16 protein-coding genes and 2 pseudogenes are annotated in these 19,618 nt (G+C 69.9%); 15 read left to right on the forward strand and 3 right to left on the reverse strand.

What is annotated here, in order from left to right; translation table 11 throughout:
- Positions 1–20: 20 nt before the first annotated feature.
- From BLU79_RS20285 to BLU79_RS20300, 4 genes are all read left to right on the forward strand, one after another.
- Positions 21–638, forward strand: coding sequence for a DUF3618 domain-containing protein (locus tag BLU79_RS20285; RefSeq protein ID WP_107489303.1), 618 nt, complete (start codon positions 21–23; stop codon positions 636–638).
- Positions 639–852: 214 nt separating this feature from the next.
- Positions 853–1,554: an antibiotic biosynthesis monooxygenase gene (locus tag BLU79_RS20290; RefSeq protein WP_093907402.1), complete on the forward strand. Its 702-nt coding sequence runs from the start codon at positions 853–855 to the stop codon at positions 1,552–1,554.
- A gap of 107 nt (positions 1,555–1,661) precedes the next feature.
- Entirely contained in the window at positions 1,662–2,306 is a 645-nt protein-coding gene (locus tag BLU79_RS20295) for an ArsR/SmtB family transcription factor (RefSeq protein ID WP_093907225.1), read from the forward strand.
- 16 nt (positions 2,307–2,322) lie between these two features.
- A complete protein-coding gene (locus tag BLU79_RS20300) occupies positions 2,323–3,066 on the forward strand; it encodes an SRPBCC family protein (protein WP_093907226.1) in 744 nt (247 codons plus the stop codon).
- Between the two features lie 13 nt (positions 3,067–3,079).
- Here BLU79_RS20300 and BLU79_RS20305 read toward each other — a convergent pair whose 3' ends face one another.
- Entirely contained in the window at positions 3,080–4,909 is a 1,830-nt protein-coding gene (locus BLU79_RS20305) for an endonuclease/exonuclease/phosphatase family protein (RefSeq protein ID WP_093907227.1), read from the reverse strand.
- 372 nt (positions 4,910–5,281) lie between these two features.
- On the opposite strand from BLU79_RS20305, the gene BLU79_RS20310 reads away from it, so the two are divergent.
- From BLU79_RS20310 to BLU79_RS20355, 10 genes and pseudogenes are all read left to right on the forward strand, one after another.
- A complete protein-coding gene (locus tag BLU79_RS20310; protein ID WP_093907228.1) occupies positions 5,282–6,727 on the forward strand; it encodes a hypothetical protein in 1,446 nt (481 codons plus the stop codon).
- Between the two features lie 231 nt (positions 6,728–6,958).
- The gene (locus BLU79_RS20315) at positions 6,959–8,413 is read left to right on the forward strand and encodes an alkaline phosphatase PhoX (protein ID WP_093907229.1); all 1,455 of its coding nucleotides are present in this window, start codon (positions 6,959–6,961) and stop codon (positions 8,411–8,413) included.
- A gap of 270 nt (positions 8,414–8,683) precedes the next feature.
- On the forward strand, positions 8,684–9,178 hold the full coding sequence (locus BLU79_RS47870) for an HNH endonuclease family protein (protein WP_143052511.1): 495 nt from the start codon (positions 8,684–8,686) through the stop codon (positions 9,176–9,178).
- A gap of 10 nt (positions 9,179–9,188) precedes the next feature.
- Positions 9,189–10,325 (forward strand): annotated as a pseudogene (locus BLU79_RS20325) (TROVE domain-containing protein); the annotation flags it as partial.
- A gap of 92 nt (positions 10,326–10,417) precedes the next feature.
- Positions 10,418–11,065: a GntR family transcriptional regulator gene (locus BLU79_RS20330; RefSeq protein ID WP_093907231.1), complete on the forward strand. Its 648-nt coding sequence runs from the start codon at positions 10,418–10,420 to the stop codon at positions 11,063–11,065.
- Positions 11,066–11,152: 87 nt separating this feature from the next.
- Complete coding sequence (locus tag BLU79_RS20335) at positions 11,153–12,181, forward strand: 1-aminocyclopropane-1-carboxylate deaminase (RefSeq protein ID WP_093907232.1); 1,029 nt, start codon at positions 11,153–11,155, stop codon at positions 12,179–12,181.
- 173 nt (positions 12,182–12,354) lie between these two features.
- A complete protein-coding gene (locus BLU79_RS20340; protein WP_371131902.1) occupies positions 12,355–13,401 on the forward strand; it encodes a LacI family DNA-binding transcriptional regulator in 1,047 nt (348 codons plus the stop codon).
- A gap of 263 nt (positions 13,402–13,664) precedes the next feature.
- Positions 13,665–14,957, forward strand: a complete 1,293-nt coding sequence (locus BLU79_RS20345; protein WP_093907233.1) for an ABC transporter substrate-binding protein — start codon at positions 13,665–13,667, stop codon at positions 14,955–14,957.
- A 1-nt stretch (position 14,958) separates the two neighbouring features.
- Positions 14,959–15,981: a carbohydrate ABC transporter permease gene (locus tag BLU79_RS20350; RefSeq protein WP_093907234.1), complete on the forward strand. Its 1,023-nt coding sequence runs from the start codon at positions 14,959–14,961 to the stop codon at positions 15,979–15,981.
- Positions 15,971–16,846, forward strand: coding sequence for a carbohydrate ABC transporter permease (locus BLU79_RS20355; protein ID WP_093907235.1), 876 nt, complete (start codon positions 15,971–15,973; stop codon positions 16,844–16,846). Before BLU79_RS20350 ends, BLU79_RS20355 begins: the two co-directional genes overlap by 11 nt.
- Before the next feature lie 197 nt (positions 16,847–17,043).
- Here the strand turns inward: BLU79_RS20355 and BLU79_RS20360 are convergent, their stop codons facing one another.
- Together BLU79_RS20360 and BLU79_RS20365 are read right to left on the reverse strand one after the other, a co-directional pair.
- Positions 17,044–18,258: a TerD family protein gene (locus tag BLU79_RS20360; RefSeq protein WP_093907236.1), complete on the reverse strand. Its 1,215-nt coding sequence runs from the start codon at positions 18,256–18,258 to the stop codon at positions 17,044–17,046.
- A gap of 63 nt (positions 18,259–18,321) precedes the next feature.
- Positions 18,322–18,543 carry a hypothetical protein gene (locus BLU79_RS20365; protein ID WP_093907237.1) on the reverse strand — a complete coding sequence of 74 codons (222 nt, stop codon included), beginning with the start codon at positions 18,541–18,543 and terminating at the stop codon, positions 18,322–18,324.
- A gap of 183 nt (positions 18,544–18,726) precedes the next feature.
- On the opposite strand from BLU79_RS20365, the pseudogene BLU79_RS20370 reads away from it, so the two are divergent.
- A pseudogene (locus BLU79_RS20370) lies at positions 18,727–19,434 on the forward strand (reverse transcriptase/maturase family protein); the annotation flags it as partial.
- Positions 19,435–19,618 lie beyond the last annotated feature (184 nt).

A 19,618-nucleotide genomic window follows, 5' to 3' on the forward strand; every position in this document is an offset into this window, starting at 1 on the left:
GGCACAGGAAGGGCACATCGATGACGGACAGGAGGACGGGGGCGGAAGGGACCGCGGGGGAGCCGGGCGGCGAGAGGGCCAAGGGCCGTGCCGCGAAAGGCGGCGGAGCCAAGGGGCCCGACGAGCTGCGGCGGCAGGTCGAGGAGACGCGGAGCGGACCCGGCGACACCGCGGCGGACCTCGCGGGGAAGGCGGATGTGAAGGGCCGAGCCATGACCCGCACCGCTGACCTCATGGACAAGGCCGGTGCCATGACCGTGCAACTGCGGAGCAGCGTGGGTCAGGCCGGGCATGTGGTGCACGACCGGGCGACGCAGGCCGGGCACGCCGTTCAAGATCGGGCGACGCATGCGGGCCATGTGGTGCAGGACCGGGCGACACAGGCCGGGCACGCCGTCCAGGACCGGGCGACGCATGCGGGCCACGCCGTGCAGGACCGGGCGACCCGGACCGGACACACCGTCCAGGACAAGGCGACGCGCGCGGGTCACGCCGCGGAGGGCGCCATGCCGGGCCCCGTCCGCACCGTCGTCCAGGCCGGCCTACGGCACCCGACGCCGGTGCTGATCGCCGGGGCGGCGGTGGGAGCGGTGGTCGCGGCCGGGATGCTGCGGCGACGACGCCACGGGCACCGCTGAGACACCGGACGCCGAGCCGGACAACGAGCCGGACAACGACGCACACGGGCAGGACGGCGTGGGACCGGTCACCGGTCCCACGCCGTCCCGCCGTCTCGCCGTGTAATTCCGCGCCTGGCGAACCCCCACCCTCCAGGGACCACTTGACCTCAAGTTCGGTTGAGGTCGAAAGGTGATCGACGTACCCATCGACCACCGATTCCCGGAGGCCTCCATGACCCGTCGCACCCACACCCACCCCGACCTCGCCCATCCCGAGATCGGCGCCCCTTTCTTCAGCACCTGGCGCGTGGGCACCCCTTTGCGGCAGCGCCAGACCGTCGACGCGATCGCCACAACCTGGCAGCGCCGCCCCTGGCCCGCCGACAGCCTCCTCGGCTACCACGTCTACACCGGCCACGACGCCTCCACCCTCCTGCACTACTCGCAGTGGAGGAGCGAGGCGGCCTTCGAGGCGTTCACCAAGACGCACCGGCAGGAGCGCGTCGACGAGATCGACACCGCCGTACCGGGCATCGAGCGCCTGCGGCTCGGCCGGTACCGCCACTACCGGAGCCTCAGCCGGCCGGACGACACACGCGTCCCCGGCTGCATCGTGATCGTCGACATCGAGTTCGAGGGCCCCGATGCCGACCGGCAGCGCGCCTGGGTCGACGCCGTCGTCGAAGCGCTGGAGGCCGAACCGAACCCCAACGCCGGCGGCATCGCCGCCCACTTCCACCGGAGCACCGACGGCACCCGCGTCCTCAACTACGCCGAGTGGGAGAGCGCCCAGGCCCATATCGAGGCCCTCGCCGCCCCGGGCGACGGCATCGGCTCGGCGACGGAGCTGTGGCACCGCGTGCAGACCTGGCCGGGGCTGAAGGGCAGCACGGTCAGTCGGTACGACCACGCTCTGGGCCTCGTCCCCAGCTGAACCAACGGCACGGGCACCGCCTCGCCTCCGACGCTCCAAAACTCGAACCACGCTCCGAAGACTCGAATCGTCTGGACAAAAAAAGTTTTCGGTGAAACGGTGGACGCATGCTGGACGTCACCGTGATCGAGGACCCCGAGGCCGCAGCCGTCTCCCTGGACCCCATAAGGGCCCGGCTGCTCGCCGAGCTGGCGGCCGGCCCCGCGTCGGCCGCCATGCTGGCCGGCCGGGTCGGCCTGCCCCGGCAGAAGGTGAACTACCACCTCAAGGCGCTGGAGCGGCACGGACTGGTCGAGCTGGCCGGCGAGCGCCGCAAGGGGAACGTCACCGAGCGGCTGATGCGGGCGACCGCAGCGTCGTACGTGATCTCGCCGCTCGCGCTCGCCTCCGTGCAGCCGGACCCGGACCGCTTCCGCGACCAGCTCTCCGCCCGCTGGCTGCTCGCGCTCGGCGCCCGGCTCGTCCGGGACGTCGGCTCGCTGATCACCGGCGCGACGAAGGCCAACAAGCGGCTGGCGACCTACGCGCTGGACGGCGAGGTCCGCTTCGCCTCGGCCGCCGAACGGGCCGCCTTCATCCAGGAGTTGACGGCCGGCGTGAGCGCGCTGATCCGCAAGTACGACGCGCCCGGCGCCGAGGGCGGCCGGGATCACCGGATCGTCGTGGCCGTACATCCCACGCTCAAGCCCACGCTCAAGCCCACGCTCAAGCCCACGGTCGATGACCAGCCCACCCCAGAACCGGACGAGTAATACTCAGGAGCCCACCATGTCCAAGGAATTCGAGATCGCCCGCGAGTTCGAGGTCGATGCCACGCCCGAGGAGGTGTGGCAGGCGGTGACCGCCGGTACCGGCGGCTGGCTGTGGCCGATGGAGGCACCCGAGCCCCGTGAGGGCGGCAAGGGCCCCTTCGGATCGAAGGTCACCGTCTGGGACCCGCCGCACCACTACACCAACCGCGTCGAGGACGTCGAGGGCATCTCCGAGCAGACCCTCAACCAGCTCGACTACACCGTCGAGCCGCGCGACGAGGGCCGCCGCGCCTGGGTGCGGTACGTGCACAGCGGCATCTTCGTCGACGACTGGGACAACCAGTACGACGGAGCCAACCGGCACACCGAGTTCTACCTGCACACCCTGCGCGAGTACCTCACCCGCTTCCGGGGCCGTCCGCTCACCGCCTTCGCCACCTTCGACGGGCCCGAGGCGTCCAAGGCGTCCGACGCGTTCGTCACCGTGGGCCGTGCGCTCGGGCTCACCGACGACACGGCGGAAGGCGCGCGGGTGCGGGTGAGCGGCCCGGAGGGCCAGGCCTTCGACGCCGTCGTCGACTTCCGGAACCCCTACTTCCTCGGTCTGCGCACGGACGACGCGCTGATCCGCTTCTTCGGCCGCAACCACTGGGGCTACATGGTCGGCATGTCCGTGCACGACTTCGCGCCGGGCGCCGACGCCAAGGCGGACGAGGAGACGTGGAAGGGCTGGCTGAACGGGGTGTTCAGCCAGCCCTGAGACCAGGCGAGAGCTACGGGCGGAACCGCAGGATCTGCGGGTCGTGGTCGCTGATCTGGTCGTTGAACTCCGAGTTGATGTGCACGCTGTCGTACTCGAAGTCGCAGGAGCGCTGGATCGACGGGCTGATCAGGATCTGGTCCAGCGTCTGGGCGTTGCCCTGGTAGACGTACGAGTAACGCTCGCTCTTCGGCAGCGACTTGATCGCCGACCACAGCGCGCCGCCGTCCTCCAGCCGCTCGGCGGTGCCGGAGAACTCGAAGTCGTTGATGTCTCCGAGCGTGACGACGTCCGCGTTCTTCTGGGTGGCCAGGATGTCCTTGACGAAGGCGTTCACCGCGGTCGCCTGGAGGTGGCGCTGCGTCTCCGAGCTGCGGACCGGCGGCTGGTACTGCGCGTGCAGCGCCTGGTCGCCGCCCTTGGAGGCGAAGTGGTTGGCGATCACGAAGACCGTACGGCCGCGGAAGACGAACTCACCGGCCAGCGGCTTGCGGCTGTTCGTCCAGGCCGCGTTGGCCGGGTCGATCCGGCCGGGGGAGACCGTCAGCGCCGCCTTGCCCTGCACCTTGGTCACGCCGACAGCGGTCGTGGCGTCGCCGCCCGCGCGGTCCGTGAAGGAGACCCGCTCCGGGTTGAACAGGAAGACCTGACGGATGTTGCCGCCCGGCTCGCCGCCGTCGGCCTTGTCGACCGGGTCGATGGAGCGCCAGTCGTACGCCGGGCCGCCCGCGGCGACGATCGCGTCGACCAGCTTCTGCATCGTCTGGTCGGCGGCGACCGTACCGTCGTTCTTCGCGCCGTTGTTGTCCTGGATCTCCTCCAGGGACACGACGTCGGGCGACTGGAGGTTGTTCACGATCGCGGACGCGTGCTCGGCGAAGGTGGCGTCGGACGGGTCGAGGTTCTCGACGTTGTACGTCGCGACCGCCAGCTCGCCGCGCCCCTGCTTCCGCGTCGTCTCCCGCTTCAGGCCACCGCTCTTGAGCGTGCCCAGCTCGCTCGCGACCAGGGTGTAGCCGCCGAACTGGGTGTAGTCCAGCGGACCCGTGGTGGCGCCGGCGAGCGTGTCGCCGACGTTCGCCTTGGGGAAGTCGGCGGCCGCGCCGAGCGACTGGATCTGCAGGCGGCCGGTGTTCTGCGACTCGTAGGAGCCGTAGACCGTACCGCCACGGCGGCTCGCGTGCTCGCGCGGCTTCACCGTGACCCACAGCTCGTTGAAGGAGTCGGTGCCGGTGACCACCCGGGTGTCGGCGACCCGGACGTTCATGTGCTCCAGGGACTCGTAGTAGTCCAGGGCGTACGCCGAGGGCTTGAGTGTCAGGCCGTTGACCGAGCCGTTCGCGGCGGTGTCGCCGGCGGGGGCGTACGTGGCCGGCACGGACTTCGCGGAGATGACCACGGCGGCCGGAACGGCGTTGCCGCTGGAGACGACGGTGAACGTCGGCTTGGTGATCTCGGTGATCGACTGGTTGCCGGTGGCGGCGCCGCCCGGGACGTACTCCTGGATCGTGCCCGACACCGTGACCGCGTCGCCGACGGCGACGCCCGTCGGCGTGGAGTTGGTGTAGACGAAGATGGCCTCGCTGGTGGCCGGGTCGGCGTCCGCCTGCGGATCCTGGATCCAGAAGCCTCTGGACGAGCCGTAGGTGCGCACGCCGGTGACGATTCCGGCCACATCCGCGACCTGCTTGCCGGCGTACGGGGATATTCGGGTGCTGCCCTGAATGTCATGGATGCGCACGGAGTCGGCGTGCGCGGGCGCGGTCAGCGCGATGGTGGACGCCGCGGAACAGACGGCGGCGACGGTGAGCGCGGCGAGACGCGCGGACTTCTTGCTCGGCAACGGGATCCCTCCGGGGACAAACGTGGGTGCCGGGACGAGGGTGGAACCTGAGGTGAAGCGTGGAACGTGGGGTCACGACCGGTGGGGCGGTGGCAACGCGCGTAGAAAATACAGTGAACAGATGTCCGCCAGATTTCTACGCGCGTAATCTCCTGCCTGGTCACGCCACTTGTCAAGGTTTCGGCCATGTACGCCCCCTGTCGGGGAGATGAACCGGGCGGCATGGGTGGAAATCCGTCTAGGCTGAGCGGTTGAGCCGTGATGTGTAGCGGCTGAGCCGTGTTGCGTCGGGATGCGTGGTGATGCGTCGTGATGCCTCCCGATGCTTCGTGATGCATACGGCCATGTAGAGCGCCCTAGGAGAACCAGCCGATGTCAGACAGCTCCCGCTCCCCCCTGCCGCCGGTGCGGCTGCACCCCGAAGCGGAGCTGGCGCGGGACGCGCTGTCCACGCCGTTGCTCTCCCGGGCCGCGCGGCTGGCCCACTGGGCCGGGCCCGACACCCAGGTCGACGCCGGCGGCGGGCTCGTCGACGAGCAACTGCCCGCGGCCGCCGAGGTCCTCGGGCTGAGCGGGGACGACGCCGCCGCGTACGCCAGTGAGGCCTGGCGGGTGGCCGTCGACACCGGACTCGTCGAGATCGTCGACGAGGAGGGGGGTACCGTCGCGGCCGGCGCCGACCTGGCCGTGCTGACCGGCGGTTCACCGCAGGACGTGCTCGGCGTCTGGCTCGGCGCGCTGGAGACGGTGCTCGCGGACGCGAGCGTGCCCGACCTCGACGACCTGGTCGACGCCATGGACGGGGGCGGCGAGGTCGACCTCTCCTCGCTGGACTGGGACCCGGAGGCCGAGGCGGAGTTCCTCGACGGCGTGCTCGGCAACCTGTATCTGCTGACGGTCAGTGAGGACGGCCCGGGCGACGCGCCCGTACCGCTGCCCGCCCTCGCCGCGTCGATGATCGTGCCCAGCGACATGGGCGAGCCCACGAACGACGTGCTGGAGCAGGTGTCCGACGCGATGATGCGCCTCGACGACCAGTTCCGGCTGCTGGAGCCGGTCGGGCTGGTGGAGTACCAGCCGGTGGACGAGGCGCTGATGGCGGACGCCGAGGCCGCCGCCGAGGATCCGTCCGGCGCCGTCGACGACACCGACGTGTCGCGCTACGGCATGGTGCGGCTGACCCCGCTCGGCCGGTACGGGCTGCGGGCCCGACTGCTGGAGGCCGGGTTCGAGGCGCCCGCGGTCGGTGACCTCGCCGACAAGGGCGCCGACGCCCTGCTCGACGGGACGGCCACCTACCCGCCCGCCGCCGCACACGCCGAGACCGAGCAGTGGCTGGCCACCCGGCCCGAACCCCTCGCCGCGGCACGGGAGTTGCTGGCCGCGGCGCGTGGCCTGGACACCGGGGCGCCCCTGCGACGGCTGCGCTGCCAGCAGGCCCTGTCCCTGGTGGGCGCGGAGGCCGAGCCGGCGCTGCGGGAGGTCCTCGACGATCCGGAGCTGGGCGGGCTGGCCCGGGTCTGGCTGAGCGAGGCGGGGTTCGGCGACGTTCCCGCGCCGTCGCAGGACCTGGTGTTCTGGCTGACCGTCGACACGGTGGCCGCGCAGCTGGCGGCCGAGGGCAACTCCGACGAGCTGAGGGAGCTGGTGCAGGGGTTGGCCGCGCAGCACAGCGGGTTCTTCGCGGCGGCCTGGCGGGTGGATCATCCGGCGACCGCGGATGTGCTGGAGGCGATGGGGCGGTTGCATCCGGACAAGAAGATCGCGAAGGAAGCGCGGAAGGCTGCCTTCAAGGCGCGGTCGCAGCAGGGGGGTTGAGCTAGTTCCGCGGGTGCGGGTGGAGTGTGGCTGGTCGCGCCCACGCGGCGGAGCCGCATATTCGGCACAGGCCCGCGCCCCTAGGGGGTTGCACGCGCCCGGCGTTCTTTCTTGGAAGCGTGCGCCCTGAGGATGCCTGGTGTTCAACCGGTGTTCAGGCATGGGCGGGACCGTTGCGCCGTCTCGAAGTCCGCCACCCTCCACGGCACACCCACTGTCACAGGAGACACCATGTCGCTCACCCGCAGGGACTTCGCAAGGAACTCCGCGATCACCGGGGCCGGTGTCGCGCTGGCGGGCAGCGCCGGCGTCCTCGGCACCGCACCGAACGCGCTCGCGTCCACGGACACCGAGATCGCGAGCGACAAGTCCGCGGACGCTCACGGTGGCGGGGCCGGTGTCGGCTACGGACCGCTGATCCCGGACCCCAAGGGCATCCTCGCGCTGCCCGCCGGGTTCAAGTACCGCGTCATCACCTACAGCGGGAAGACGAAGCTGGAGTCGGGCGAGTTCACGCCCTCCAACCACGACGGCACGGCCACCTTCGACGGCCCGCGCGGCACCACCCTCCTCGTCAACAACCACGAGCTGAAGGGCCCGCGCGCCAACTGGAAGTACCCCGTCCCGCTGACCGAGGGCCTCGTCTACGACCCGGCCGCGTCCGGCGGCTGCACCGTCGTCGAGGTCCGCCCCGACGGACAGGTCGCCGAGTGGGTCGGCATCGCCGGTACCTCCACCAACTGCGCGGGCGGCAGCACCCCCTGGGGCACCTGGCTCACCTGCGAGGAGAACTCCGACAGAGCCGGCACCAACGGCATGACCAAGGACCACGGCTATGTCTTCGAGGTCGACCCGAGCGACCGCCGGGCCAACAAGAACCCCAAGCCCCTGAAGTTCTTCGGCCGCTACGACCACGAGGCCGTCGTCATCGACCCCAAGCGCGGCCACGCCTACCTCACCGAGGACGCCGCCGACCCCAACGGACTGCTCTTCCGCTGGACCCCGCCGAAGGGCTTCGAGTACGGCCGCGGCAAGTTCCGCAAGCTGGCCGACGACGCCGGCGTCCTGCAGGCCCCCAAGTGCTTCGACTCCGGCGGCAAGTTCGTCGACGACCTGTCCCGCGCCACGAAGATCGGCACGGTCTACGGCGTCGACTGGGTGGACGCCCCCGACCGCGACGCGAAGACCACGCCCGTGCGCAAGCAGTTCGCCGCCGGCGAGATCACCCGCGCCCGCAAGCTGGAGGGCATGTGGTGGGGCGACGGCGGCACCTACATCGTCTCCTCGTACGCCCGTGACGAAAGCCCTGTGCAGCACGACGGACAGGTCTGGTTCTACGACCCCAAGCGCCGCACCCTGACCCTGAAGGTCCTCCTCGGCGTCAACCCCGACCCGAGCAAGGACGGCGCCTTCGACGGCCCCGACAACATCACCGTCTCCCCGTACGGCGGCCTCGTCATCGCCGAGGACGGCGAGGGCATCCAGCACCTCTTCGGCGCCACCGACAGCGGCCGCACCTACCCCATCGCCCGCAACGACCTGAACATCGGCACCGCCCAGGAGCCGGAGTACAGCGAGTTCACCGGCGTCACCTTCTCGTGCGACGGCCGGACGCTGTACGCCAACATTCAGACGCCGGGGATCATGCTGGCGATCACGGGGCCCTGGAAGCGGCAGCGGCGTTAGAACACCGGTTCACTCGTGCGAGTGGGGCCGTTCGATTCGACGGACGGCCCTTGGGGCTGGACATACGGTTCACGCATGTCCAAGTTGGGTGAGCATTGCGGCATGCCGGTGAAGAGGAAGAGCAGGCGCTTCTGCAGCAACCGGTGCAGCCTCGCGGGGACCGCCGCGCAGCGGGCCGGGGCCCGGCGCAGGCCGAAGCCGGTTTGCCCTCGGTGCGGAGAGCCGGTCCTGACCAGGGGTGCGGTCCATTGCGGTCGGACCTGCGCCAACGTGACCCGTCGGCAGGAGGCGGAGGAACGCCGTGGGGAACCCGCGCCGTGCCGCCGGTGCGGATCGACGGAGCGTCGCCTCCGCTGCGACGGGCCGTACTGCTCGTGGGCATGCTTCAACGAGGACCGCTACGAACGAACGGGCACCTTCGCGCGATGGCTTGCCGCGTGGCAGGTGGGCGAGGTCAGTGGGACCAGGGAGGACGGCAGCCCGGACTGGCGGGTGCGCCAAGGCCTGGTTCTGCTCAGAGGACAGCGCTGTGAGAAGTGCGGCTGGGCCGAGGTCAACCCTGTGTCGGGCCGCGTGCCCTTGCACGTCGACCACGTCGAGGGAGACCGCACGAAGAACCGTCCGCAGGACGTCCGTCTGCTGTGCCCGAACTGCCACGCGCTGACGCCCAACTACCAGCACCTGAACAACCCGAGGGTGCAACCTGTGCGTCAGAAGCAGAGCCGCCGATACCAGGAGGTCTGGCTCGTCGAACGCACGGCATAGCGGTCGCTCACCCAAGCCCGTCAAGCGCGGTGTCGCCGACGCCGTACGGCGTCTCTACAGCGGCAAGTCGCTGCTGAAGTACGACACCGCGTCCAAGGGCTACCGCTTCGGCGATGTCCTCAACCTGGTGCACGCGGCCCCGGACCCGGACAAGCCGTGGCAGGGCGAGCTGTTCCAGTACGCCCTCGACCGTCGGCACAACCCGGACACGGCGCTGCCGCCCGCGTCGAACCGCACCCTGGTCGCGCACCGCGAGCTGATGGCGCTGCCCGTCGAGGCACGGCGTGCGGTGGTCACGTCGGACGGCGGTGCCGAGTGGCTCGCGGCGGCCGGGATGACATGGGAGGCGCTGGCGGGCTGGCTGCAGGGGCCGATGGACAAGGAAGCCTGGGAGGCAGTGATTCCGTCGATGGGTGCGATGGCGCTCGTACGGAACCTGCGGAACTTCGACCAGGCCGGTGTCTCGGACGAGGTGGCGGCCCAGGTCGCCGCGCGGATCAGCGACCCGGCTCAGGTGGCGCGGTCGCGGCAGTTCCCCTTCCGGTACCTCGCCGCGTACCCGCACGCGCCCTCGCTGCGCTGGGCGTACCCGCTGGAGCAGGCGCTCGGTCACTCGCCGGCCAACGTGCCCGCGCTGCCCGGCCGGACGCTGGTGCTCGTCGATCGTTCGGGTTCGATGTTCTGGTCGCGGCTGTCCGACTGCTCGGAGCTCAACCGGGCCGACGCGGCGGCGATCTTCGGCACGGCGCTCGCGCTGCGGGCGGCGGACGCGGACCTCGTGCAGTTCGGCACGGACAGCCGCGAGATCTCCTTCCGCCGTGGCGAGTCGATGCCGAAGGTCCTGGAGCGCTTCGCGGACCTCGGCGGCACGAACACCACCGAGGCCGTGCGCCGGCACTACCGCGAGCACGACCGGGTGCTGATCGTCACCGACGAGCAGCACGCGCCCAGCCATCACGGCGACCCGACCGGGCAGGTCCCGGCCGACGTGCCGGTCTACACGTGGAACCTCGCCGGGTACCGGGCGGGCCACGGCCCGTCGGGCAAGGCGAACCGGCACACCTTCGGAGGGCTCTCGGACGCGGCCTTCCGGATGGTTCCGCTGCTCGAGAGCGCTCGGGACGCCGATTGGCCGTGGGCTGCCTGAGTTCCTGAGTCCCTGAGCGTGGCCCGCACCTTCACGGGGGGTGCGGGCCACACCCTTGTCCGGACCCAAATTGACATCTAACATTTCAGTTCATGGAGGCCATACGCCCCGTCGGCCGCACCCTGCTCAGGGACCGCGCCTACGAAGCCATCAGGGACGCCATCGTGGCCGGGGAGATCGAGCCTGGCGCGGTGGTGCGCGATGCCGATCTCGCCGAGCGGCTCGGGCTGTCCCGGGCACCGGTGCGGGAGGCGTTCTCGCGGCTCGTGGACGAGGGGCTGCTGGAGAGCAAGCCGCAGAGCTACACACGGGTGACCCCGGTCGTGGCCGCCGACGTACGGGACGCCGCCGCAGTGGTCGGCGCCATGCACGAGCTCGTGACGCGCGTCGCCGTGCCCCGGCTGATGGCCGCGGACGTGGAGATCATGCGCGCCGCCAACGAGCGCTTCGCCGCCGCCGTCACCGCGGGCGAGGTGGACCTCGCCCTGCGGGCGGACGACGAACTGCACGACGTCCTGGTGCGGGTGAGCGGCAACCACGCGGCCGCCGCCACCGTCGCCCGCTATACCCCGCTCATCCGCCGCCTGGAGCGCCGGCGCTTCGGCGAGGGCGGTACCTGCCGTTCGGCCGGGCTGCACGAGCGGTTGATCGAGGCGTGCGCCGCCGGGGAGGCGGACGCCGCAGTGCGTGTCACGGCGGAGATCTGGCGCACCCTCGCCGACCTGGCCGACTTCGACTGATGGCCATGCCGACTGATGCCGATACCGACTGATTCCTCTATCGACTGACGCAGACACCGATCGACGCCGTGCCCCTGGAGGTGCCCCATGTCCCCTTCGCCGACCCTCTCCTCGTACGAGCGTTACCCCCTCCTCTTCGGCCCGTCGCCGGTCCACCCCCTTGAGCGCCTGACCGCCCACCTCGGCGGCGCCTCGCTCTGGGCCAAGCGCGAGGACTGCAACTCCGGGATCGCGTACGGCGGCAACAAGACCCGCAAGCTGGAGTACCTGGTCGCCGACGCGCTCGCGCAGGGCTGCGACACGCTCGTCTCGATCGGCGGTGTGCAGTCCAACCACACCCGCCAGGTCGCTGCCGTGGCCGCCCGCGCCGGCCTCAAGTGCGTGCTGGTCCAGGAGAGCTGGGTGGACTGGCCCGACTCCGTCTACGACAAGGTCGGCAACATCCTCGTCAGTCGCCTTGCCGGAGCCGACGTACGCCTGGTGCGCGCCGGGTTCGGGATCGGCTTCAAGGAGAGCTGGGAGCAGGCGCTGCGGGAGGTGGAGGAGTCGGGCGGCAAGCCGTACGCCATTCCGGCCGGCGCCTCCGACCACCCGCTCGGCGGGCTGGGGTTCGCCGGGTGGGCGTATGAAGTCGCCGAGCAGGAGCGGGAGTCGGGCGTCTTCTTCGACACGGTCGTCGTCTGCTCCGTGACCGGCTCCACCCAGGCGGGCATGGTCGCCGGGTTCGCGACCCTTGAGGAGGCCGGCGGGCGTCCGCGCCGCGTTCTCGGCATCGACGCCTCGGCCAAGCCTGCCACCACGCGTGAGCAGATCGCCCGGATCGCTCACCGCACAGGCCAACTCATCGGCGTCAAGCGTGAGTTGACCGAGGCCGACGTCGAGCTGGACGACCGCTATCACGCCAGCACCTACGGCATCCCGGACGAGGCGACCCTGGAGGCGATGCGCCTCGCCGCGCGGACCGAGGGCATGGTCACCGACCCCGTCTACGAGGGGAAGTCGATGGCCGGAATGATCGACCTGGTCCAGCGTGGAGAGATCGGCCGGGACTCCACCGTGCTCTACGCCCATCTGGGTGGGCAGCCGGCGCTGAACGCCTACAGCGCGCTGTTCTAGGCGGTCCGGCGCTCTCGATCTGCGAGGGCCGGGGGCTCGGCCTGCGGGGCTCGCGGGCTTCGACCCGAGAGGCTCGCGACTTGGGCGTGCCGGGCTGGGCGGCCTCGGCGGGCCGAGCTCGGGCCACCGTCGTCGTACCGGGCCCTGCCCTGGCGTCCACCTGGCCGGATACAGTGCACAGCGTGTTGGCGGACGATCAGCAGCAGGAGCCGAGTGTCGACCGGACCGACGGCCCCCGCCGCCGGGCCACGATCCACGACGTCGCCCAACTGGCCGGAGTGTCGCGCCAGACGGTCTCCCGCGCGGTGAACGACAAGGGCGAGATCGACCCGGGGACGAAAGAGCGCGTCCTTGAGGCGGCGCGGCTGCTGGACTACCGGCCGAGCCGGTTCGCGCGCGGCCTGGTCCGGAAGGGGACGGTGACCGCGGGTCTGGTGATCCCGGATCTGATGAACCCCTTCTTCCCGGAGGTGGCCGCCGGGGTGCTGGAGGCCGCCGAGCGGCGCGGCTGGCAGGTGGTCGTGTGGGACACGCGCACCGACGAGGCCCGGGAGCGGGAGGCGCTCGACGTGCTCTCCCACCAGGCGGACGCGGTCGTCGGCTACTTCAAGAACCCGGATGACGTGCTGGCCCGGCACCTCGGTGGCGTACCGCTGGTGCTGCTGGAGCGCGGCCCTCAGCAGACCCGGTTCGCGGCCGTCGGCATCGACGCCGCGGCCGGTCTCGCACAGGGCCTGGCCCATCTGGTCCGTGCGGGGCACCGCCGTATCGGCATGCTGGACGGCGTGCACGGTCCCGCTCCCAGACGGCAGGCCTTCCTCGCTGAGGCCCGGCGGCACGGCCTGCCCGTCGACGACGGCTGGATCGCCATGTGCCCCGAGCACAGCGTGGCGGGCGGCGAGGCGGGCATGGAGCTGCTGCTGGACGCGCGGCCCGAGATCACCGCGGTGTTCGGCTTCAACGATCTGATCGCGGTCGGCGCGATGCGTGCCGCCCGGCGCCGTGGCCGGAAGGTGCCGGGCGATCTGGCCGTCCTGGGCTTCGACGGGCTGTCGCTCGGGGAGCTGGTCGACCCGGCCCTCACCACCCTGCACATCGACAAACGGCAGCTGGGACGGCTGGCCGTGGAGCAGGTGGCGCGGCTGCGGGCGGGGGAGGAGCCGATGAGCGGCGCCGACGCCTGGGTGGTTCCCGAGCTGGTGGTGCGGGCCTCCGCCTGAGGCGCCAAGCCTGTAGGGGCGGGCCACATGGGCCGTCAACACATAGGGCGTGCACGTCCCTTGACACTGGTTTTCGGACGCCTCGATACTCGACGGCAACGTTCACGTGAACGTTCACGGACTCCAAATCTCCCCACATCGATCTCCCCGGCGATTTCCCCAGCGATCTCCCCACAGCGCGATGCCGAGCCCGGGACGAAGGGTCGACATCGTTGTCATCCGCACATCCCGAAAGTGAGTGCGCGCCCATGGAACACCGAACGATGTCCCGCAGACGTTTCCTGGGGGCCTCCCTGGGCGGCGCGGGCGTCACCCTGCTCGGCCTGTCGGGCTGCGGAGCCGCCGGTGGATCGGCCTCCGCGGGCTCCGATCACCTCAGCCTCTGGTACTGGAAGGGCGCGCTGAGCGACAAGCTGCTCGCCACCGCCAAGCGCGGCGTCCCCGGTGTGCCGGGGCTGAAGGTGCAGGGCTCGCAGATACCGGACGGCGACATCGACTCGAAGGTGCGCACCAGCCTCGCCGCGCGCGCCTACGTACCGGACATCACGGTCGCCAACTCCGACAACCTCGCCACGTTCTTCCCCGACGAGTACGAGTTCCTGGACCTCAGGACGCTCGGCGCGGAATCGGTCCGGGGCAAGTACCTCGACTGGAAGTGGAAGAGCTGCTTCACCCCGTCGGGCCGGATGATCGGCTTCCCTCTCGACGCCGGTCCCACCGCGCTCTACTACCGCCGGGACCTCTTCCGGAAGGCCGGACTGGCCCATGAACCGGAGGACGTCGCCGAAGAGGTCCCCACCTGGGAGAAGTTCATCGCCGCCGGGAAGACGCTACGGGCGAAGGGTCCCGGCAAGCCGTACCTGGTGAGCAACATCGGCAACGTCTTCCAGCAGGTTCTGCTGCAGAGCCCCAAGCAGTTCGTGGACGCGGAGAACCGTTTCATCGGCGACCAGCGCCATGTCCGACGCGCCTGGGACCTCTCCGTGGAGCTCCTCCAGCAGCAGCTCAGCGCCCGGATCACGGACGGGACACCCGACTTCAACGCGGCCATGAGCGGCGGCCGGGTCGCCACGATGACCACGGCCGTGTGGGCCATCAACGGCCTGAAGGACTCCGCGCCGAAGACCTCCGGGACCTGGCGACTGACCACCCTGCCGGACGGCCCGGCCAACTACGGCGGCTCGTACCTGACCCTGACCCGCTACTGCCGGGACCCCGAGGCGGGCTTCGCCTTCCTGACATGGCTGCTCAGCCCGGCGAACCAGCTCAGGAGCTACCAGGAGATGTCCCTGTTCCCCACCACTCCGGCCTCCTACGCCGACCCCGCGATGCACAAGCCCGACCCCTTCTTCGGCGGCCAGCAGCCCATCGACGTCTTCGGCCCGGCCGCCCAGAAGGCCCCGGTCGTCTACTTCAGCCCGTACGAGGAGACCGCCAACACCCCGTTCTTCCAGGAGCTGACCAACGTGGAAATGCTCGGCAAGAACCCCGACAGGGCCTGGCGGGACGCGGTGAACACCGCCGAGACCACGCTGTCCCGGGTGGGGGTGAGCTGACATGGCCACGGTTCTCGACCCGGCGGGAGCGCCGACGGCCGACGAGCGGCGGGCTGCCCGCCGTACCCCGTCCAACCGCCCGGGCGGACGCAGACGTCACATCCCGCCCCTCCTCGCCATCTCCCCGTTCTACGTGCTGTTCGCCGTCTTCGGCACCTTCCCGGTGCTCTACTCCCTCTACCTGTCCTTCCAGGACTGGGACGGCATCGGCGACATGCGCTTCGTCGGCCTCCAGCAGTACGGCTGGCTGCTGAAGGACTCGGTGTTCTGGCACTCGGTGCTCAACACCTTCGAAATCTGGTTCCTGTCCACGGTGCCGATGCTGTTCCTCGCCCTGGTGCTCGCGTTCCTGCTGCACTCGCAGGTCCGCTTCAGCGGCGCCATGCGGGTGGCCTACTTCATCCCCAACGTCACCTCGATGGTCGCCATGACCGTCGTCTTCGGGTCGGTCTTCGCCCAGGCGGGCCTCGCCAACTCGGCGCTGCGGGCGATCGGGATGGACGGAATCGGCTGGCTGTCCTCCGAGTGGGGCATCAAGTCGTCCGTCTCCCTCATGATCATCTGGCGGTGGGTCGGCTACAACGCCCTGATCTTCCTGGCGGGCCTCCAGGCCATCCCCACCGAGCACTTCGAGGCCGCCCGTGTCGACGGCGCGAACAGCTGGCAGACCCTCTTCCGGGTCGTACTGCCGCAGTTGCGGCCGGTGGGCCTCTTCGCCGCCGTCACCTCCACCATCAACGGCCTGCAGATCTTCACCGAATCCCAGGTGCTCTTCCAGTCGACCGATGTCGGAACGACGGGCGGACCGGGCCAGGAGGGCATGACCATCGTGCTCTATCTCTGGCAGAAGGCCTTCAAGGAGCACCAGTTCGGCTATGGGGCAGCGATGGGCTGGCTCCTCTTCGCGATCACCGCCGTCTTCACGATCATCAACTGGCGGTTGGTCTCCGGCTCCGACCGCGACGACCGCCGACCCGGCCTCGCCGGTCTGCTGCGACGCAGGGGGGCCCGCAATGGCCGCTGACCACGACAGGGCCACCGGCAGCGCGGGCCTCGCCATCGGCTCCGGCAGCAGACTCACCCGGATCGCCGTCCGCGTGACGCTGCTGCTCGGGGTGCTGATCTCGCTGTTCCCCTTCTACTGGCTGGTGGTGATGGCCTCCGGCACCACCGAGGACATCTACGCCTACCCGCCCAAGCTCGTGCCGGGCCCGCACCTCATGGACAACATGGGGCGGGTGCTGGACACCATCGACTTCTTCGGCTCCCTCTGGAACACGATCGCCGTGGCCGTGCTCGGCACCGCGCTGGTGCTGTTCTTCGACTCGCTGGCCGCGTTTGCCTTCGCCAAGTACGAGTTCCCGGGCAAGAAGTTCCTCTTCGGCATGCTTCTGGTGACGTACATGATCCCCGCCCAGCTGTCGTTGGTGCCGCAGTTCGTCACCATGGCCGAGTTCGGCTGGGCCGGTTCGCTGAAGGCGCTGGTCATCCCGGGGGCGGCGAACGCCTTCGGCATCTTCTGGATGCGCCAGTACGCCCAGAACTCGCTGCCGGACGAGCTGTTGGACGCGGGGCGGATCGACGGCGCGGGCTTCTTCCGCCTCTACTGGCAGGTCGCGCTGCCGCTGTTCCGGCCGGCCCTCGCCTTCCTCGGCATCTTCACGTTCATCGGCCTGTGGAACGACTACATCTGGCCGCTGGTCGTCATGATCAACCCGGAGAAGGTCACCCTCCAGGTCGCCCTGGCGAACCTCAACACCCTGTACAACTCCGACTACGCGCTCGTGATGGCCGGAGCGCTGATGAGTGTCGTCCCGCTGATCATTGTGTTCCTGCTGGGGGCGCGGCACTTCCTCCGGGATCTGGCGGCGGGGGCGACGAAGATGTGACGGGACAGAGCGGCGAGAAGATGTGACGGGAACAGAGCGGCGACCGGAACGGTGTCTCCGCTTCCGGTCGCGCCGGGCGCCCCCTGCGGCGGGGGCGCCCTGGACGTCGTACGACGGCCTGCTGCCTGCTGCCTGCTGCCTGCTGCCTGCTGCCTGCTGCTTGCTGTCTGTGCCTGTGTCTGTCCTGTGCCTGGTGCCTAGAGCGCCTGGGCCGCCGGCTTCACCATCCCCCGCACCGTGCGGGACTTCACGAAGTCGCCGATGGCCGTCATCTCCCACTCGCCGGAGAACTGCCTGATCATCTTGGCCATCATCACGCCCGTCTGCGGCTCGGCGCTGGTCAGGTCGAAGCGGACGAGTTCCTCGCCGGTCGCGGCGTCGAGGAGGCGGCAGTAGGCCTTGGCTACCTCGGTGAACTTCTGGCCGGAGAAGGAGTTGACGGTGAAGACCAGTCCGGTGACCTCCTGAGGCAGCCGCCCGAGGTCGACGGTGATGACCTCGTCGTCCCCGCCGCCCTCACCCGTGAGGTTGTCGCCGGAGTGGCGGATCGCGCCCTGCACGATCTGGAGCTTGCCGAAGTAGCAGCTGTCGATGTGGTTGCGCTGCGGGCCGTAGGCGATGACCGAGGCGTCCAGGTCGATGTCCTTGCCGCGGTACGCCGGCTCCCAGCCGAGGCCCATCTTGACCTGGGAGAGCAGGGGGCGGCCGCCCTTCATCAGGGAGACCGTCTGGTTCTTCTGGAGGCTGACGCGGCCCTTGTCGAGGTTGATCTTGCCGGCGCCGGGCGCGGGGGCGGCGGGCTGGGCGGGGGGTGCGGGCGGAGCCGCGGGCGTGGAGATGGGCGGGGCCGGCGGGGTGGCCGGGGGCTGCATGGTGGGCTGGGGCGGGGCCACGGGGGCGGCGGCCGGGGCGGGGGCCGGTTCCTCGACCGTGACGCCGAAGTCGGTGGCGATGCCGGCCAGGCCGTTGGCGTAGCCCTGGCCCACCGCGCGGGCCTTCCACGCGCCGTTGCGCAGGTAGACCTCGACGATCACCAGTGCCGTCTCGGTGCCGAGCTGAGGGGGAGTGAAGGTGGCCAGGACGCTGTTGTCATCGGCGTTGCGGATGGTGGCCGTCGGTTCGATGCCCTGGAAGGTCTGGCCGGCGGCGTCCGGGCTGGCGGTGACCACGATCTTCTCGATGCCGGGGGGAACGGCCGCGGTGTCGACGATGATCGCGTCGGGGCTGGTGCCGCCGCCCGAGCGGTACGTCACACCCGGGCCCTGGGGTTGGTTGTAGAAGATGAAGTCGTCGTCGGAGCGCACCTTGCCGTCGGCGGTGAGCAGCAGGCCCGATACGTCGAGCCGCACCGGTGCGGCGACGTCCACCGTCACGCGCGCGGCGGAGAGAGGGATGTTCGAGCCGGGGGTCATAGCTGTCATGCCCGGTGAACGAGCGGGAGCGATTTACCGTTCCCTTACCCGCGACCGTTCGGGTCAGCGGCGGTTACGGGGGTGATTGCGGGCCGTGCGCTCGTTGCCGTGCTTGTAGTGTCCGGTCCAGCGGGCCATGACCAGCTGCGGGTCGGACGTCTCGACTTCGGCGAGGAACTGGGCGGCGCGGGGGCCGTGGAGGGTGGTGGCGGGGCGGCCGTGGTGGGTGATGTGGACGGTGCCGCTTGCGTGTTGCTGGTAGGTGAATCCGTGGGGTCTGGGCATGTTCGGGATCGTAGGTGGAGGGGGCGGTAGCCCCCAACGGTTTTCCCGAGCGCACTGAGGGAGCGGCCGTGTTCACCTACTGAGAACTCGTAGCACGATCTTGTTGAGGTTCCCTGGTCGGGCGTGACCGGCGTGACGATTCGGCTGTTCGCGATGTCGCTACGCTGGGGCCGTGATGATCATGGGGATATCGCCGACTGCTTCGGAAGCCTGGACCATGAGGTGCTGCTCTCGATACTCGGCGAGAAAATCCACGACAACCGCTTCCTTCGGCTGGTGCGCAACATGATGACGGCCGGATACGTGGAGGACTGGAAATGGGGAGCCACGCTCTCCGGAGCGCCGCAAGGCGGAGTGAATTCCCCGATCCTGTCCAACATCTACCTGCACAAGCTGGACGAGTACGCCGAGAAGGTTCTCATTCCGGAACACACCCGAGGGGAACGCCGGGCTCGCAACCTGGAATACCTCATGGTGGCCAATGTGCTGGCAAGGGCACGCCGGCGCGGTGACAGGGCTGAGGCCCGGCGACTGCGTCAGCAGATGCACGGTCTGCCGAGCTCTGATCCGAACGATCCGGAGTTTAGGCGGCTGCGCTATGTCCGTTACGCCGATGACCACTTACTCGGGTTCACCGGGCCGAAGGCCAAGGCCGAGGAAATCAAACGGCGTCTGTCCGAGTTCCTCCGTGATGAACTCAAGCTGGAACTCTCCCAGGAGAAGATGCTGGTCACCCATGCCAGAACCCAGGCGGCACGGTTCCTCGGCTACGAGATCACTACTCAGCAGAACAGCAGCAAGGTTACCCGAGGCCGTCGAGCGGTCAACGGTCAGATCGCGCTGCGTGTCCCACTGGATGTGATCAAGGCCAAATGTTCCTCGTATCTCGATCTGTCAATCGCCGCTGCGGCCCTCTCCCTGGAGCGGCAACGCTGAAAGACCTCATTCACCGAGATCGGATACGCGAGGGGCGCAGTAAGGCGGTCATCGTGGTCGGCCTGGAGCTGCCGCCGACCATGTACGACCTCAACGAAGCGTTGAGGCCTTGACCTGATCCCGAAGCCCCCGGTCCATC

This window comes from Streptomyces sp. cf386 (assembly GCF_900103585.1).
Taxonomy (GTDB): Bacteria; Actinomycetota; Actinomycetes; order Streptomycetales; family Streptomycetaceae; genus Streptomyces.

Coding starts and splice junctions, on each gene's coding strand:
- BLU79_RS20345 (WP_093907233.1), top strand. CDS start 13,665: ATGTCCCGCAGACGTTTCCTGGGGGCCTCCCTGGGCGGCGCGGGCGTC.
- BLU79_RS20300 (WP_093907226.1), top strand. CDS start 2,323: ATGTCCAAGGAATTCGAGATCGCCCGCGAGTTCGAGGTCGATGCCACG.
- BLU79_RS20335 (WP_093907232.1), top strand. CDS start 11,153: ATGTCCCCTTCGCCGACCCTCTCCTCGTACGAGCGTTACCCCCTCCTC.
- BLU79_RS20365 (WP_093907237.1), bottom strand. CDS start 18,543: ATGCCCAGACCCCACGGATTCACCTACCAGCAACACGCAAGCGGCACC.
- BLU79_RS20350 (WP_093907234.1), top strand. CDS start 14,959: ATGGCCACGGTTCTCGACCCGGCGGGAGCGCCGACGGCCGACGAGCGG.
- BLU79_RS20360 (WP_093907236.1), bottom strand. CDS start 18,258: ATGACCCCCGGCTCGAACATCCCTCTCTCCGCCGCGCGCGTGACGGTG.
- BLU79_RS20310 (WP_093907228.1), top strand. CDS start 5,282: ATGTCAGACAGCTCCCGCTCCCCCCTGCCGCCGGTGCGGCTGCACCCC.
- BLU79_RS20315 (WP_093907229.1), top strand. CDS start 6,959: ATGTCGCTCACCCGCAGGGACTTCGCAAGGAACTCCGCGATCACCGGG.
- BLU79_RS20355 (WP_093907235.1), top strand. CDS start 15,971: ATGGCCGCTGACCACGACAGGGCCACCGGCAGCGCGGGCCTCGCCATC.
- BLU79_RS20330 (WP_093907231.1), top strand. CDS start 10,418: ATGGAGGCCATACGCCCCGTCGGCCGCACCCTGCTCAGGGACCGCGCC.
- BLU79_RS20290 (WP_093907402.1), top strand. CDS start 853: ATGACCCGTCGCACCCACACCCACCCCGACCTCGCCCATCCCGAGATC.
- BLU79_RS20285 (WP_107489303.1), top strand. CDS start 21: ATGACGGACAGGAGGACGGGGGCGGAAGGGACCGCGGGGGAGCCGGGC.
- BLU79_RS20295 (WP_093907225.1), top strand. CDS start 1,662: ATGCTGGACGTCACCGTGATCGAGGACCCCGAGGCCGCAGCCGTCTCC.